This is a genomic window from Nonomuraea gerenzanensis, assembly GCF_020215645.1.
GTDB classification, from domain to species: Bacteria; Actinomycetota; Actinomycetes; order Streptosporangiales; family Streptosporangiaceae; genus Nonomuraea; species Nonomuraea gerenzanensis.
This window is the reverse complement of record NZ_CP084058.1, coordinates 2700459-2715414: the sequence shown is the minus strand read 5'-3', so window position 1 is coordinate 2715414 and position 14956 is coordinate 2700459. Positions and strand designations below refer to the sequence as shown.

Genomic DNA, 14956 nt, shown 5'->3' with positions numbered 1-14956 from the left:
GAGGCCGCGCGCTCCGACGATGGAGGCTCCACTGCGAAGGAGTTTCACCATGCGTGTTTTCGTCACCGGTGCCACCGGTTTCGTGGGGTCCGCCGTCGTCCGTGAGCTGATCGCGGCCGGGCACGAGGTGGTCGGCCTAGCCCGCGGCGACGCGGCGGCGCTCGCGCTGCGGGCCGCGGGGGCGCGGGCCCACCGGGGCAGCCTGGACGACCCTGACAGCCTGCGCGGCGGGGCGGCCGAGGCCGACGGCGTCATCCACCTGGCGTTCGTCCACGACTTCGGCAACTTCGAGGCCGCCAACGCGACCGACCGGCGGGCCATCGCGGCTCTCGGCGAGGCGCTCGCGGGGTCGGGGCGGCCGTTCGTCGTCACGTCGGGGACCGGCCTGCTGCCGCCCGGCCGCGTCGGGACGGAGGAGGACGAGCCGGGCACGCACTCGCCTCGGGGCGCCGCCGAGGAGGTGGCGCTGTCGTTCGTGCCGCGCGGGGTGCGAGTCTCGGTGCTGCGATTGCCGCTGGTGCACGGCGAGGGTGATCACGGGTTCGTCGCAGCCGCGATCGGGATCGCCAGGGAGAAGGGGGTGGCCGCCTACCCGGGCGACGGCTCGAACCGGTGGGCGGGCGCGCACGTGCTGGACGTGGCGCGGCTCTACCGCCTGGCGCTGGAGCAGGCGCCCGCGGGGACACGGCTGCACGCCGTCGCGGAGGAGGGCGTGCCGGTGCGTCAGCTCGCCGAGGTCATGGGCCGGCACCTCGGGGTGCCGGTGGCCGCCGTCCCGATGGCGGAGGCGGGCGGGCACTTCGGGTGGCTGGGGGCGTTCATCACGCTGGACCTCCCCGCCTCCAGCGTGCTGACGCGCAAGCTGCTGGACTGGCGTCCCGAAGGGCCCGGCCTGGTCGCGGACCTCGACGCGGGCCACTACTTCCAGCTCTGAGAACATCTCAGCGGTACTGGGCGCGTAACTCCGCCATCCCCTCCGCCCTGGTCCTGACCGGACGGTAGCCGAGCTCGGCGGCGGCCTTGCCGATGTCGATCGTGCACTCCATCCCGGCCAGCCATACGCTCATCAGGTCCAGCGGCGGCACCCCCCGCAGCCGCAGCCCACGCCAGACCGCCTCCCCCGCCGACGCCAGCGCCGTCGCCGCCCAGAGGGGCAGCGACCGTTCCGGCACGGTGAGGCCGCGGGTGCCGAGCAGCTCGGTGACGAAGTCGCGGAAGACGGTGGGACGCCCGTCGGTGACGAAGTACGCCTGCCCCGGCCGCCCCCGCGAGGCGGCCAGCAGCAGCCCCTCGACGGCGTTGTCCACGTGCGTGGTGTCGGTCCGGTGCAACCCGCCCTCGATCCACGCGAACCGCCCGGCGCGCACCATGGCCACCAGCTCGGGCAGCACCGTCGTGTCCCCCGCGCCCCAGACGAGCCGGGGCCGCAGCACGACGGTCTCCGGCTCGGCGGCCTCGCGGACGAGCTGCTCGGCGGCGGCCTTGGAGGCGGCGTAGTGGGCCCGCGAGTCCGGCCGCAGCGGCGCCGTCTCGTCCACGCCGACCAGCGGCCGGCCGTCCATCAGCGCCGCCTCCGTGCCGACGTGCACGAGCCGCCGCACGCCCGCCTCGCGGGCCGCCCGCAGGACGTTGGCCGTGCCCTCGACGTTGTCGGCCCAGAACCGGTCCCGGTCGCCGCCCCGGGTGGTGCGGGCGGCGGCGTGGAAGACCAGCTCGCTGCCGGCCATCGCGGTGCGCAGCGCGGCCACGTCCCCGAGGTGCCCGCGCACGGGGGTGGCGCCCAGTGCCTCGATCCTGGCCGCGGAGGTGTCGCCGCGCGCCAGGCCGCGTACCGCGTGGCCGTCCTTGAGCAGGCGCGAGATGAGCCGCCCGCCGACGAAACCCGATCCCCCAGTGACGAACACCACTGTCATGATCTGCCCCCAAATGTGGCGATCTCTACCCGGATAGTGTCCCGCGTTCTAGCAGAATGCGCCGTATCCGGCCTCGACGCTGCGACACGGACCTGCGTAACCTGAACAACGCCGATTTGGAAACCCCCACGCCTGCGGAGCGCCGGATGACCGAGGACGATTCGACGACGCTCGAGAGGACCCGGCTCGTACGACCGGCCCAGCGGAACGATCCACCCCTGCTGCTGGCCACCGAGGGCACCAGGGTGGTGGTCGCGGGCACCGGCGCGCACCGGCCCTCCTCGCGGCTGCCCCAGGTGCCCGCCGTGCCGGCCACCGTCACCGACCTCGGGCAGTGCCTGGTCGAGCGGGCGGGCCTGGCCCCGCAGCACCTCACCGTGCTGCTCGACCCCGCCACCCCCGCCAACCTGGGCGAGGCGCTGGAGCAGGCGGCGCGCGAGGCCACCGGCGTGCTGATGTTCCACTTCGTCGGGCACGCCCTGTTCAGCCCGGACAACGAGCTGCACCTGGCGACGCGGGCGACGGTGGACCTGGGGCAGGGGGTGCCCGGTTACCAGGCGCTGCCGTACGCGATGGTGCGCCAGATCCTCGGCTCGTCCCGGGCCGAGCACGTCGTCGTCGTGCTCGACTGCTGCTTCACCGGCGGCAACCGGCCGGTGCCCGCCAAGGCCATGGAGCAGACGTTCGACGCCTCCTGGCGCGGCGCGTACGTGCTGACCTCGGCCAGCAAGGACGACAACTCCTGGGCGCTGCCCGGCGTCCGGCACACGGCGCTCAGCGGCGCGCTGCTCAGGCTGCTGAACGAGGGCGATCCTGCGGGGCCGGCGGCGTTCACGCTGGACCACGTGCACCACCACCTGGCGCGGGTGCTGCCCGCCGCCGGGTTCCCGCGGCCCAGGCGGCAGGCGGGCGAGATGAAGGGGCTGGCGCCGCTCGCGGTGAACCCGGCAGGCCGGAGCGCCCCGCGTTCGGGGCCGCCGATGAGCGCGCCGGGCGACCTGAACAGCCCGTACCGGGGGCTGGCGGCGTACGGGCGCGACCAGGCCAGGATGTTCTTCGGCCGCGAGGAGGCGACCAGGTCGCTGGCCACGCGGGCCCGGCAGGCGCTCAGGTCGGCGGGGCCGCCGGTGGTCATCGGCTCGCAGGCGTTCGAGGCGGGCGGCCCGCTCGTCGTCACCGGCCCCTCCGGCTGCGGGAAGACGTCGCTGCTCCATGCCGGCCTGATCCCCGCGCTGCAGGACGACCTCGGCAGGAGCGTGGTGCTGACCCCCGGCGCGCAGCCGGTGGCCGCGCTGGCGCGCGAGCTGGCGGCGCTGAGCGGCGGCGATCCGGAACGGCTGCGCGCGGTCATCGAGTCGGACCCGGGCGCGGTGCGGCGCGGCCTGCCCAAGCGCACGCTCGTGGTGGTGGACCAGTTCGAGGAGCTGTTCGCGCTGTGCGCCGACGAGGTGGCCAGGCGGCGGTTCGTGGAGGCGCTGGTCGAGCTGTCCCGCTCGGCCGCCGTGGTGATCGCCGTGCGGGGCGACTTCTTCGGCCGCTGCGCCGCCTACCCCGGCCTGCTGGAGACGATGCGGCGGCCCGAGATCGTCGCACCCCTGTCGGCGGCGGAGCTGCGGCAGGTGATCGAGGAGCCGGCCACCCGGTCCGGGCTGTCGATCGAGCCCGGGCTCACCGAGCTGATCCTGGAGGACCTCCAGGCGCTGGCGGGCGCCGACGACCTGCTCCCTCTGCTGTCGCACGCGCTCCTGGCCACCTGGCAGCGCCGTTCCGGCGGGGTGCTCACCATGGACGGCTACCGCTCGGCCGGCGGCGTCGCCCGCGCGGTGGCGCTGAGCGGGGAGGAGACGCTGCGGCGGCTCGGCGCGGAGTCCGAGCCGGTCGCGCGCGGGCTGCTGGTGCCGCTGGTGCACGTGGACCCGCAGGCGGGCGCCCTGCGGCGGCGCGTCCCCGTCGGGGAGCTGAGCTCCGGCTCGGCGTCCGTCGAGGGTCAGGTGCTGGCCGAGTTCGTACGGGCCCGGCTGGTCACGGTGACGGTCACCGACGGGGTCGAGCAGGCGGAGCTGGCCCACGAGGCGCTCGTGCGCGCCTGGCCCCGGCTCGGCAACTGGGCCGAGACCGCGCGGGCCGGGCTGCTGGTGCGGCGGCGGCTGGCCGAGGACGCCGAGATGTGGCAGCGCGACGGGCAGAACTCCTCCTACCTCTACACCGACGACCGCCTGTCCACCGCCCAGGCCGCGGTCGCGGCGCTGCCCCGCGCCGGCGCCCCCGCCGGCCCGGCGACGAGGGCCCCCGTGGCCCGCGACGCCAACGGCGCGATCACCCCCGTGGAGCGGGAGTTCCTCGACGCGTCCCGCCGCCGGCAGCGCCGCCGCGCCCAGATCACCCGCGGCGCGCTCGCCACCCTCAGCGTGCTGCTGCTCGTGGCCGCCGCGGGCGCGGTCGTGGCGCTCGTCCAGAGCAGCGGCGCCACCCGACTGGCGGGTGAGGCGGGCGCGCAGCGCGACCAGGCCCTGTCCCGCCAGCTCGCGGCTGCCGCCGCCACCACCGGTGACAGCTCGCTGGCCTCGCAGCTCGCGCTGGCCGCCTACCGCCTCTCGGCCACCCCGGAGGCCAGGGGCGCCCTGCTCGGCTCGCTCTCCCGCCCGGTGGGCGCCCGGATGCCCGGCCACACCGGCCCGGTCGAGCGGGTGGCCTACCGCCCCGACGGCCGCGTGGCCGTGACCGTCTCGGGCGACACCACCGCCCGGCTGTGGAACGTCACCGACGCCCTGCGTCCCAAGAGTCTGGGCGTCGTCAAGGGGCACACGGCGGGCGTGCTCGCGGTCGCGTTCAGCAAGAACGGCAAGGTGCTCGCCACCGGCTCCGCCGACGGCACCGCACGGCTCTGGGAGGTCTCCGACACGGCGAAGCCGCGCGCCCTGGCCACGCTCAAGGGCCACAAGGAGCAGGTCGGCTCGGTGTCGTTCAGCCCGGAGGGCAACCTGCTGGCCACCGCGTCCACCGACGGCACGCTGCGGCTGTGGAACGTCAAGGACCCGGCCAAGGCCGCCCAGGTCGCCACGGTGACGCAGGACTCCGACCCCACCAGGGCCGCGTTCAGCCCCGACGGCCGCCTGGTGGCGCTCGCCGCCACCGACGGCACGATCAGGCTCCTCGACGTGCGCACCCCGGCCAAGCCGGCCATCCTGGCCACGCTCACCTCGGCCGAGGGCGCGGTCAGGAGCGTGACGTTCGCGCCGGACGGCCGTCACCTGGCCTCCTCCTCGGCGACCGGCAAGGTGCAGGTCTGGGACATCGCCGCGACCGAGCTGGTCGGCACCGCGAGCGGCCACTCCGGCTCGGTGGACGACGTCGCGTTCAGCCCGGACGGCGCCGTCCTGGCCAGTGCCTCCGCCGACGCCACTGTCGGCCTGTGGAGCGTGGAGAACCCGCGCGACGTCGAGCGCACCGCCACCCTGCCCGGGTTCCCCGACGCCGTGACGGGCGTGGCGTTCAGCCCGAACGGCCAGAACCTGCTCACCTCCGCCGTGGACGGCGTCGCCCGGCTGTGGAACGTCTCCAACACCTCCCGCACCTCCGCCTTCGCCCGGCTCGGCCTGCACACCGAGCAGGTCAACGCGATCGCGATCGCCAAGGGCGGCGGCACGCTGGCCACCGCCTCCGACGACGAGACCGTCAGGCTCTGGAGCATCTCCGACCCCGCGGTGGCCACGCCGGAGGGCACGCTGAGCGGGCACACCGAGCAGGTCCAGTCGGTCGCCTTCAACCCCGACGGCACCCGCCTGGTCACGGCCTCCGACGACAAGACGGCCAAGCTCTGGGACGTCTCGGAGAGCGCGACGCCGAAGCTGCTCGGCACGCTGACGGGGCACACGGCCGGCGTGCGGTCGGCCGCGTACAGCCCCGACGGCAAGACGGTGGTGACGACCGGGCGCGACGGCAGGACCCTGCTGTGGAACGTCGCCACCCCGTCCAGCCCCGAGCAGAGCGCCACGGTCGGCGCCACCGACCGGCGCGTGAGCACGGCCGTCTTCCGGCCCGACGGCCGCGTGCTGGCGACCGGCTCCGGCACGGGCTCCGTACGCCTGTGGGACATCTCCAAGCCCGCCCAGCCGCGCGCGCTGGCGACGTTCGCCGCCGGCACCGGCAGCGTGCTCGACCTGCGGTTCAGCCGTGACGGCAAGACGCTGGCCACGGCGTCGAGCGACGGCACCGCCCGGCTGTGGAACGTCGCCGCGCCCGCCGCCACCAAGAAGCTGGCCGACCTGTCCGGCCACTCCGCCGCCGTGTCGGCCGTGGCCTTCAACGCCGACGACCGCACGCTCGTCACGGCCTCCCAGGACGGGACCGTCCGGGTGTGGGACGTCGTCACGCTCTCCCGTCCCACGCTGTGGGCCGTGCTCCCGGGCCGGGCCGCGGCGGCGGACGTGGAGCTGGGCCCCGACGGCACCGTGCTGGCCGCCGCGTCCGGCAGCGCCGCCCAGCTCTGGGGGCTGAACGTGGAGCAGGCGACCGCGAACGTCTGCGAGGCGTCGGGGACGTCGATCAGCCGGGCCGAGTGGGCCCGGTACGTCCCCGGCCGTCCCTACTCGCCGCCCTGCGCCGCCACCACCGCCTCCGCGTCGGCGTCCGCCAACTGATACGTGGTGTCCTCGAAGCGGGCCTGGCAGCCCTCGCCTGCCAGGTCCTGCACCCACAGGCCGACGAACGCGCCGGTGAAGCCGAACGAGCGCACCTGACCGTCGATGATCTCGTCGGCGTGCTCGTCCGACAGGATCGTGGCGTCCAGCTCCACCGGGATGGCCCTGCCGTCGCAGGTGAAGCGCAGCACCGGCCCGTCGAGCTCCAGCCCGAGGCGGGTCGCGGGGCCGTCCGCCGGTGCGGTGTGGTGCACGGTGCGGGCGCCGCGGTCGCTGCCGGTCAGGACGACGCCGTCGGTGGTGAGCGCGAGGTGGTACCAGTTGCGCGAGTTGTAGTAGGCGGTGATCCCGGCCGACTGGTGCACGCTGCCCGGCTCGAACGTCACGCTCGTCCCGAAGGTGCACCTCTGGGCCGTCACCCGGCGGGCGACCAGGCTCGGGGCGCGCCGCCCGTACGGTGACTGACCGCCCTCGACGGTGATCCGGCCGCCGTCGAAGCGCACCCAGTCGGGCGAGGCCGGCCGGCGCAGCGTGCTCCACCCGCCGTCCTCGGCGGGCCACGGGTGCGGCGGCAGGGCGGGCGCGGGCACCTCGACGGCGGGCACTCCCCCGGCCACGCGCGGCCAGCCGTCCTCCCACTCCACCCGCTGGATCGCGCTCTCCCTGCCCAGCACGCACCGGCCGCGCGGCGTGTACGGGCGGGCGGCCAGGTGCGCCAGGTACCATTCGCCGCCCTGCGTCCGCACCAGGCAGCCGTGCCCGGCCTTCTGCAGCTCCAGGCCGGGGTCGTGGCGCGAGGTGAGCATCGGCCCCGCCGGGTCCGGCTCGTACGGGCCCTCCAGCGAGCGTGAGCGCAGCACGCTCACGCAGTGCTCGTAGCCGGTGCCGCCCTCGGCGACCATCAGGTAGTACCAGCCGTCCACCCGGTAGACGTGCGGGCCCTCGGTGATGCTGCGGTTCTCCAGGATCAGCTTCGGCCGGGCGCTCCCGTCCAGGGGCTGCAGCTCGATCCCGGAGAAGCCGCGCCCCGGCCGGGAGTCGAAGACCATGTTGAGCAGGTACGCCGTGCCGTCGTCGGCGTGGAACAGCGCCGCGTCGAAGCCGCGTCCCGGCAGCCGTACCGGGTCCGACCAGGGGCCCTCGATGGCGGGTGCGGTGACGAGGTAGTTGGCGACGTCCTTGTAGCCGTGCGCGTAGGTGTCCATCACGCTGTAGACCAGGTGGAACAGCCCGTTCGCGTACGTCAGGTCGGGCGCCCACACGCCGCCCGAGTCGGGCACGCCGGACAGGTCGAGCAGCCTGCGCTCGGTCAGCACCCCGCCGAGGCTGCGCCAGTGGACCAGGTCGCGCGAGTGGTGCACGAGCACGCCGGGGCACCACTCGAACGTCGAGGTGGCCAGGTAGTAGTCGTCGCCGACGCGCAGGATGGACGGGTCGGGGTGGAAGCCTGGCAGGACGGGATTACGGATCATCAAGTCACACTTTCGTGCCGGCGCAGCTGTTGTCGGGCGACAGATCACCCTAGTCCAGCAGCGGTGATGCCGATCTGTAACCGATGTGAAGCAGCGCCCTGATGGTGTGGCCCTGTCAACGCGATCGGCCATCGAACGGGGAGAACAGACGATGGAGACCAGGAAAGCACTCGCGACCCTCATCGGCGGCACCGCGCTGGTGATCGGCGCTTTCGCGGGCACCGCCGCGGCGGGCGGCGCCCTGTTCACGACGGCGGGGCAGCACGACAACGTGACGCCCGCCGGCTACCACGACAACGTGATCCGCGCCGGCCACTACGACGGCGGCTCCGCACCGGCAGGCCACCACGACAGCGTGGCCCCGGCCGGCCACTTCGAGGGCAGCACCGCACCGGCCGGGCACTTCGAGGGCAACTCCGCACCGGCCGGGCACCATGAGGGCAACACCGCGCCCGCCGGCCACATCGACGGCGGATCCGCCCCCACCGGGCACTTCGAGGGCGGCTTCGCCACTGTCGGCTACCACGACAGCGTGGCTCCCGCCGGGCACATGGACGGCGGCTCCGCCCCCAACGGCCACGACTGGATCGGCTGAGCGCCCGCCGGCAGCGGGGGGCGCTCAGCCCCCCAGCCGGGCCACCCCCCAGTGGCTGGTGTCCAGGTAGCTGCGCCTCGTGGCGTCGTTCCAGGTCACCGCCGCCGTACGAGCCGCGCCCGTCGCGTCGTTCACCTGAACGTCGAAGCCCACCAGCGCCCCCTCCTCCAGCGTGACCGTGGGCAGGTGAATGGCAGCCTCCACCACGTACCCGCCCGGCACTGTCACGGCGGCGGCCCGCACGTTGTCCTTGACGCCTGCCGCGTCGAACGTGCCCCCCACCGTGACCCGCCCCGAGAAGCTCACCCGGTACTGCCCGTCATCGTCCTCGTACCCCTTCGTCTTGCCGTTGCCCGGGTCCACGAAGAGCTCGACGGAGTCCTGCTCCCACGGGTTCGCGGAGGACTCGCTCAGCTCGGGGTCGGTGACCTGGGCCAGGACGTACAGGGTGGAGCCCGACCAGAGGGAGCGGACCTTGGCGGTCGCCCCGGAGGTGCCCTGGATCCAGGTGCCGGTGCGGATCTCCGGGACGCCGGACCACATGCGGTCCACGGCGCCGTCCAGGACGGGGGGCGCCTGGCGGTGCGGGGCGGTGGTGCGCTTGACGGCGGCGGTGGGGGTGAGCCTGCCTGTCCAGGTGGTGCGGGTGCCGCGGTCGTGCACCGCCACCTGGACGTCCGTGCCGCCGGCCAGCAGGGCCTCCGCCCGGTAGCCGGTGGCGGTGCCGCGCACGCCCGGGGAGGTGCGGGTCAGGGTGCGGGAGCGGCCGTCCACGGTGAACGTCACCCGGTCGCCGGCGTTCACGGCCGGGTCGGTGACCTCGGCGAGCAGGTACAGGCCGGCGGCGGAGGAACGGGCCTGGAAGCCGGCCGAGACGTCGCCCACGCGGGCGAGGGGCGCGTCGGGCAGCAGGTCCCACTCCAGGTCGCGCTTGCCGTCCACCTTGACGACCGCGGCCGGCGCCTCCAGCTTGCGCACGAGCGGGTCCAGTCTGGACGGGTCCACGACGCCCCAGTACGCGGGCTTGGCCTGGAGGTCGTCGTCGAAGAGCAGCGGCGCGTTCAGGCGCGGGATGGGCCAGGAGCGCAGCCAGCTCACGTCGTCCGACTCGCCCCACACCGTGACCGAGCTGAGCCGGTCGGCCTGGCGGCGGAAGACGTCGAACAGCTCCTTGTACCGGTACCCCTGCTCGACGAGCAGCTCGGGCGGGATCGTGTCGTAGGTGGAGACGAAGTCGGTGTAGATGCTCACGTCCAGCTCGGTGACCTGCTGGTCCAGGCCGAGCGGGGCGAAGCGCTCGATGGTGGCCTCGACGGCGGAGGCGGGCGGGTGCTCGATGTTGAGGTGGAGCTGGTGCCCGACGCCGTCGATCGGCACGCCCTCGTCCTTGAGCTGCTTGACCAGCTTGTAGAGGGCCTCGCGCTTGCGCGGGAACTCGGTGTTGTAGTCGTTGATGAACAGCTTGGCGTCCGGGTCGGCCTCGCGGGCGACGCGGAAGGCTGTGCGGATGAAGTCGAGCCCGGCGATCTCGTACCACGGGGAGCGGCGCAGCCCGTCGGGCTGGTTCTCGTCCACGACCTCGTTGACCACGTCCCAGGCCGCGATCCTGCCCTTGTAGCGGGTGACGAGCGTGCGCACGTGCCGCTCCAGGCGCTCCAGCAGCACCTCCTTGGTGGCGTTCTCGAACACCCAGGCCGGGGTCTGGCTGTGCCAGGCGAGCGTGTGGCCGCGGATGGTCATGCCGTGCTCGGTGGCGAAACTCACCAGGTGGTCGGCGTCGGTGAAGGTGAACTCCCCTTCGCGGGGCTCGGTGGCGTCCCACTTCAGCTCGTTGCCGGGGGTGACGCCGTCGAAGTGCTTGGCGAGCAGCTCGCCGTGCACGCCGAGCGTCTCGGGCCGGGTGAAGGCGGAGCCGATGGTGAACGGCAGCTCGTCCTTGAGCGAGGGGAGGCCGGTCTGGATCGGCTTGGGCTCGACGTAGGTCAGCGTGAAGTCGTCGAGGTGGAAGGGGAAGGTGCCGGTGTCGGACTCGACGTACACGCTGAGGAAGTCGGCGTCGTGGGCCAGCGTGTACGTCCCCGAGAGCTGCACCCACTGCCCGGCGGGCACGTCCTTCGGCGCGACGACGCGCTCGTAGCTCGGGGTGCCGCCGGTCCGGCGCTCGATCGAGAGGCCGAGCTTGCCCGACGCGGTGTCCGGGCCGAGCCGCACCCAGGCCGACAGGGCGTACTTGTCGCCCTTGCCCAGGCGGCCGAGCACGTTCAGGGCGGGGCCGTCCCAGGAGGCGGAGCGGCCGGTGACGGTGAGGCCGCGGGCGCCCGCGTGGGCGGTCGTGCCGACCTCCAGCACGGCGGCGGCGCGCGTGGCCCAGCTCTGCGCGGTGCCGTCCTCGAAGTCGCTGGTGATGGGCTCGCGCGTGGGGTCGCCGAGCGGGCGCAGGACGATGTCGTCCACGAGGTACTGGGTGGTGGCGTCGGAGCTCTCGATGTAGAGCTGCACGTCGGTGGAGCCGGCGGGGAGCTGGTAGCCGCCCGACAGCGGCACCCACGCGCCGTCGGTGACGGTGGCCGCCGCGACCCGCTCGTACGTGGTCTCGCCGCCGGCCGGCGTGCGCTGCACGGTCATCGCGATCGTGCCGGCGGGCTGCCCCGGGGCGAGCCTGGCGTAGGCGGTGACGGTGTGGCCGACGCCTTCGGCGAACGGGGCGGTGATGGACGCGCCGTGCCAGGTGGCGGTCCGGCCGCTGACCGCGAGGCCGCCCGTCCCCGTGCGGGCCGCCTCCGGGGTCACGGTGACGGAGACGCCGTCGCCGCGCGGTCCCCATCCCTGGGTGGTGCCGTCCTCGAAGTCGTACGTGCGGTCGGCCGCGTGCGCCGGGAGCACCGGCAGGAGGCATAACAGGGCGGCGGCCACCAGGGCTCGAAGGGTGCGCACGGTGCTCCTATGGCATCCGGAATGAAAGTTTCAGGGAAATGCCGATAAATGTCAGGCGGACTGTAGAGCGGGGGCATTCACGGGTCAACAGTCCGCGACGGCGCTGCAAGCGCTTGTCGGCAGCGGAGTGCAGTTTCACTGCAGCTCATTGACGAAGTGAGGCGCATGGGCGAACGTTTCATGCAACCGATTGCCGCACTCTGTCGAGGTTGCGCATGCGACTGCTGTTACTCCCCCCGATGATCGCCCTGACAGTGATCGCCACGCTCACCCCCGCGGCCACGGCCGCGACCACCCGCGCCACGATCGTCGTGGCCGCCGACGGCTCGGGCGACCACACGAACGTGCAGGACGCCGTGAACGCCGTGCCCCCGGGCAACACCCGGCCGGTCACGATCCTGGTGCGCAGGGGCACCTACAAGCAGCAGGTGGTCATCCCCGCCGACAAACCGCACATCACGCTGCGCGGCGACACCCGCGACCCGCGCGAGGTGGTGCTCACCTTCGACGCCTCGGCGTCCACCCCGAAGCCGGACGGCTCCGGCACCTACGGCACCTCGGGCAGCGCCTCGTACGTGATCAGCGCCCCCGACTTCACCGCCCGCGACCTCACCTTCGAGAACTCCTACGACGAGGCGGCGAACGGCAACAGCCAGGCCGTCGCGGTCAGGACGACGGGCGACCGGCAGGTCTACGACAACGTCAGGTTCCTCGGCAACCAGGACACCCTGTACGCCAACACGGGCTCCGCCAGCACGTTCGCCCGGCAGTACTTCCACAACTGCTACGTCGAGGGCGACGTCGACTTCATCTTCGGCCGCGCCACGGCCGTGTTCGACCGCTGCGTGATCAAGGCGCTGAGCCGGGGCAGCACGGACGACAACGGCTACGTCACCGCCGCCAGCACGGAGATCGGCAACCCGTACGGCTTCCTGATCCACCGCAGCCACCTCGTCAGCGACGCGTCCGCCCGCACCTTCCACCTCGGCCGCCCGTGGCCCGCCGGCGGCTCCGTCACGGCGCGCGGCCAGGTGCTGGTCCGCGAGTCCTGGCTGGGCCAGCAGTTCAAGGACGCGCCCTGGACCGACATGTCGGGGCTGAGCTGGCGCGAGGCCCGCCTGTCCGAGTACCGCAACCACGGCCCGGGCGCGACCGTGAACGACGACCGCCCGCAGCTCACCGCGGAGCAGGCCAGGGCGTTCACGCCGGAGCGGTACCTGGCGGGCGCGGACGGCTGGAACCCGGTGCGCCGCCCGGCCCACACCAGGCCCGAGCCGGGCCGCGAGGTGCTGCCGCGCGACGACGGCTGGGCGGCGGCCACCACCGGCACGACGGGCGGCTCCGCGGCCCGCCCGGAGGACGTGCACGTCGTCTCGACCAGGGCGCAGCTGCTGGCCGCGCTGGGCGACCCGGCCGACAACACCCCGCGGATCGTCTACGTCAAGGGCGCCGTCGACGCCGACACCGACGCCGCGGGCAACCCGCTGACCTGCGACGACTATGCCATGGACGGCTACAGCCTGCCCGCCTACCTGGCCGCCTACGACCCGGCCGTCTGGGGCAGGACCAGCCTCCCGTCGGGGCCGCTGGAGGAGGCCCGCAAGGCCTCGTACGCCAAGATGGCCGCGCACGTCACGGTCACCATCGGCTCCAACGTCACGCTCATGGGCCTGGGCGGGGACGCCGCGCTGAAGAGCTTCGGCCTGCGGATCAGCAACGCCGACAACGTCATCGTGCGCAACCTGACCATCACCGACACCGCCGACTGCTTCCCGCAGTGGGACCCGACCGACGGCGCCGAGGGCAACTGGAACGCCTCCTTCGACAACATGGAGGTCTCCGCCTCCACCCACGTGTGGCTGGACCACAACACGCTCAACGACGGCGACAACCCGGACTCGGGCCAGCCGCTCCACTTCGGCCGCCCGTACCAGGTGCACGACGGGCTGCTCGACGTCGTGCGCGGCGCGAACTACGTGACGCTCTCGTGGAACCACCTCAGCGGCCACGACAAGGTGAGCCTGATCGGCAACACTGACAACCCCACGCGGTACGCCGAGGAGGACAAGCTCAAGGTCACGCTGCACCACAACTACTTCGACTCGCTCGGCCAGCGCACGCCCCGGGTGCGGTTCGGGCAGGTGCACGTGTACAACAACTACTACAGGGGCGGCGCCGGGCACGGGTACAGCATCGGCGTCGGCTTCGGCTCGAAGGTCTACGCCGAGAGCAACGCCTTCGACGGGATCGCCGCGGCGAAGGTGCTGACGGTGTTCAACGGCACGGCGATCACGGCCAGGGACAACCTGGTGGACGGCGTGGTGACCGACGTGGTGGCCGCGTACGACGAGGCCAACGGCACGGCGCTGGGCACGGACGCGGGCTGGACCCCCGCGCTGGTCCCCCGCGTGCATCCGGCCAAGGCGCTGAGGTACCTGGTGCCGGCGGGCGCGGGCGCGGGGCGCCTGCGCTGAGGCGACTCCGGGCGGCGGGCGGCCCCCGCCGTCCGAGGGTGGGTGCATCCCACCCAGGTTGGGCGCTCCTTCCTGTCCTCGGCCTCGTCTAGCCTCGAAGACGTGGACACGGACAACCTGCTCGGCCAGTTCCTGCGAGCCCGCCGCGAGCTCCTCCAGCCGGAGGACCTCGGCATGCCCGCCGGCACCCGGCGGCGCGTGCGCGGCCTGCGCCGCGAGGAGGTCGCCCAGCTCGCCGGTGTCAGCACCGACTACTACGTCCGGCTGGAGCAGGGCCGCGAGCGCCACCCGTCCGCCCAGGTGGTGGACGCCCTGGCCAGGGCGCTGGAGCTGGAGGAGGACGCGGCCACGCACCTGCACCAGCTCTCCCGGCCCGCCCCCGCCGGGCGGCGCCCGCGCGCCCGGCGGGAGCAGGTCGGCCCCGGCCTGGTCCGCATGATGGCGGCCTGGCCGCACACCCCCGCCGTCGTCCTGGGCCGGTGCCTGACCGTGCTGGCGGCCAACCCGCTCGGCCGGGCGCTCTTCGCCGGCCACGCCCACAGCGACGACCTGGTCCGGCTGGTCTTCCTCGACCTGGACGCGCGCGATTTCTACCCCGACTGGGACCGGGTGGCGGCCGACACCGTCGGCGGGCTGCGCTCCGCCGCCGGCACCGACTACGACGACCCCCGGCTCGTCGAGGTCGTCGGGGAGCTGTCGCTGAAGAGCGAGAGCTTCCGCAGGTTGTGGGCCCGCCACGACATCCGCCAGAAGACCCACGAGACCAAGCGCTTCCACCACCCGCTGGTGGGGCCGCTGACGCTGCACTACGAGTCGTTCACCGTGAACAGCGCGCCCGGCCAGCAGCTCGTCGTCTACCAGGCCGACCCGGGCAGCCCGTCCGAGGAGGCGCTCGCCCTGCTGGGCAGCCTCACGGCCTGATCCGCAC

The 14956-nt window shown here is 73.8% G+C and carries 8 protein-coding genes; 5 read left to right on the top strand and 3 right to left on the bottom strand.

Annotation, left to right across the window (positions count from 1 at the left end; all coding sequences use genetic code 11):
* The first annotated feature begins 49 nt into the window (after nucleotides 1-49).
* Nucleotides 50-934, top strand: a complete 885-nt coding sequence (locus LCN96_RS12995; protein ID WP_225272851.1) for an SDR family oxidoreductase — start codon at nucleotides 50-52, stop codon at nucleotides 932-934.
* A 7-nt stretch (nucleotides 935-941) separates the two neighbouring features.
* Here the strand turns inward: LCN96_RS12995 and LCN96_RS12990 are convergent, their stop codons facing one another.
* A complete protein-coding gene (locus LCN96_RS12990; protein ID WP_225272850.1) occupies nucleotides 942-1913 on the bottom strand; it encodes an NAD-dependent epimerase/dehydratase family protein in 972 nt (323 codons plus the stop codon).
* Nucleotides 1914-2059: 146 nt separating this feature from the next.
* Between LCN96_RS12990 and LCN96_RS12985 the strand changes: the two genes are divergently transcribed.
* Nucleotides 2060-6553: a caspase, EACC1-associated type gene (locus tag LCN96_RS12985; RefSeq protein ID WP_225272849.1), complete on the top strand. Its 4494-nt coding sequence runs from the start codon at nucleotides 2060-2062 to the stop codon at nucleotides 6551-6553.
* On the opposite strand, the gene LCN96_RS12980 is transcribed toward LCN96_RS12985, so the two are convergent.
* Nucleotides 6499-8025, bottom strand: coding sequence for a glycoside hydrolase family 43 protein (locus LCN96_RS12980; protein ID WP_225272848.1), 1527 nt, complete (start codon nucleotides 8023-8025; stop codon nucleotides 6499-6501). The genes LCN96_RS12985 and LCN96_RS12980 overlap by 55 nt on opposite strands.
* Before the next feature lie 151 nt (nucleotides 8026-8176).
* Between LCN96_RS12980 and LCN96_RS12975 the strand changes: the two genes are divergently transcribed.
* Entirely contained in the window at nucleotides 8177-8620 is a 444-nt protein-coding gene (locus LCN96_RS12975) for a hypothetical protein (protein WP_225272847.1), read from the top strand.
* A 24-nt stretch (nucleotides 8621-8644) separates the two neighbouring features.
* On the opposite strand, the gene LCN96_RS12970 is transcribed toward LCN96_RS12975, so the two are convergent.
* Nucleotides 8645-11554, bottom strand: coding sequence for an endo-1,4-beta-xylanase (locus LCN96_RS12970; RefSeq protein WP_225272846.1), 2910 nt, complete (start codon nucleotides 11552-11554; stop codon nucleotides 8645-8647).
* Nucleotides 11555-11793: 239 nt separating this feature from the next.
* On the opposite strand from LCN96_RS12970, the gene LCN96_RS12965 reads away from it, so the two are divergent.
* Nucleotides 11794-14028, top strand: a complete 2235-nt coding sequence (locus tag LCN96_RS12965) for a pectinesterase family protein (RefSeq protein ID WP_225272845.1) — start codon at nucleotides 11794-11796, stop codon at nucleotides 14026-14028.
* Nucleotides 14029-14130: 102 nt separating this feature from the next.
* On the top strand, nucleotides 14131-14949 hold the full coding sequence (locus tag LCN96_RS12960) for a helix-turn-helix transcriptional regulator (protein WP_225272844.1): 819 nt from the start codon (nucleotides 14131-14133) through the stop codon (nucleotides 14947-14949).
* Nucleotides 14950-14956 lie beyond the last annotated feature (7 nt).

Excerpts from the sequence above, each read along its gene's own strand:
- LCN96_RS12995 (WP_225272851.1), top strand. The coding sequence starts at position 50 with ATGCGTGTTTTCGTCACCGGTGCCACCGGTTTCGTGGGGTCCGCCGTC.
- LCN96_RS12990 (WP_225272850.1), bottom strand. The coding sequence starts at position 1,913 with ATGACAGTGGTGTTCGTCACTGGGGGATCGGGTTTCGTCGGCGGGCGG.
- LCN96_RS12985 (WP_225272849.1), top strand. The coding sequence starts at position 2,060 with ATGACCGAGGACGATTCGACGACGCTCGAGAGGACCCGGCTCGTACGA.
- LCN96_RS12980 (WP_225272848.1), bottom strand. The coding sequence starts at position 8,025 with ATGATCCGTAATCCCGTCCTGCCAGGCTTCCACCCCGACCCGTCCATC.
- LCN96_RS12975 (WP_225272847.1), top strand. The coding sequence starts at position 8,177 with ATGGAGACCAGGAAAGCACTCGCGACCCTCATCGGCGGCACCGCGCTG.
- LCN96_RS12965 (WP_225272845.1), top strand. The coding sequence starts at position 11,794 with ATGATCGCCCTGACAGTGATCGCCACGCTCACCCCCGCGGCCACGGCC.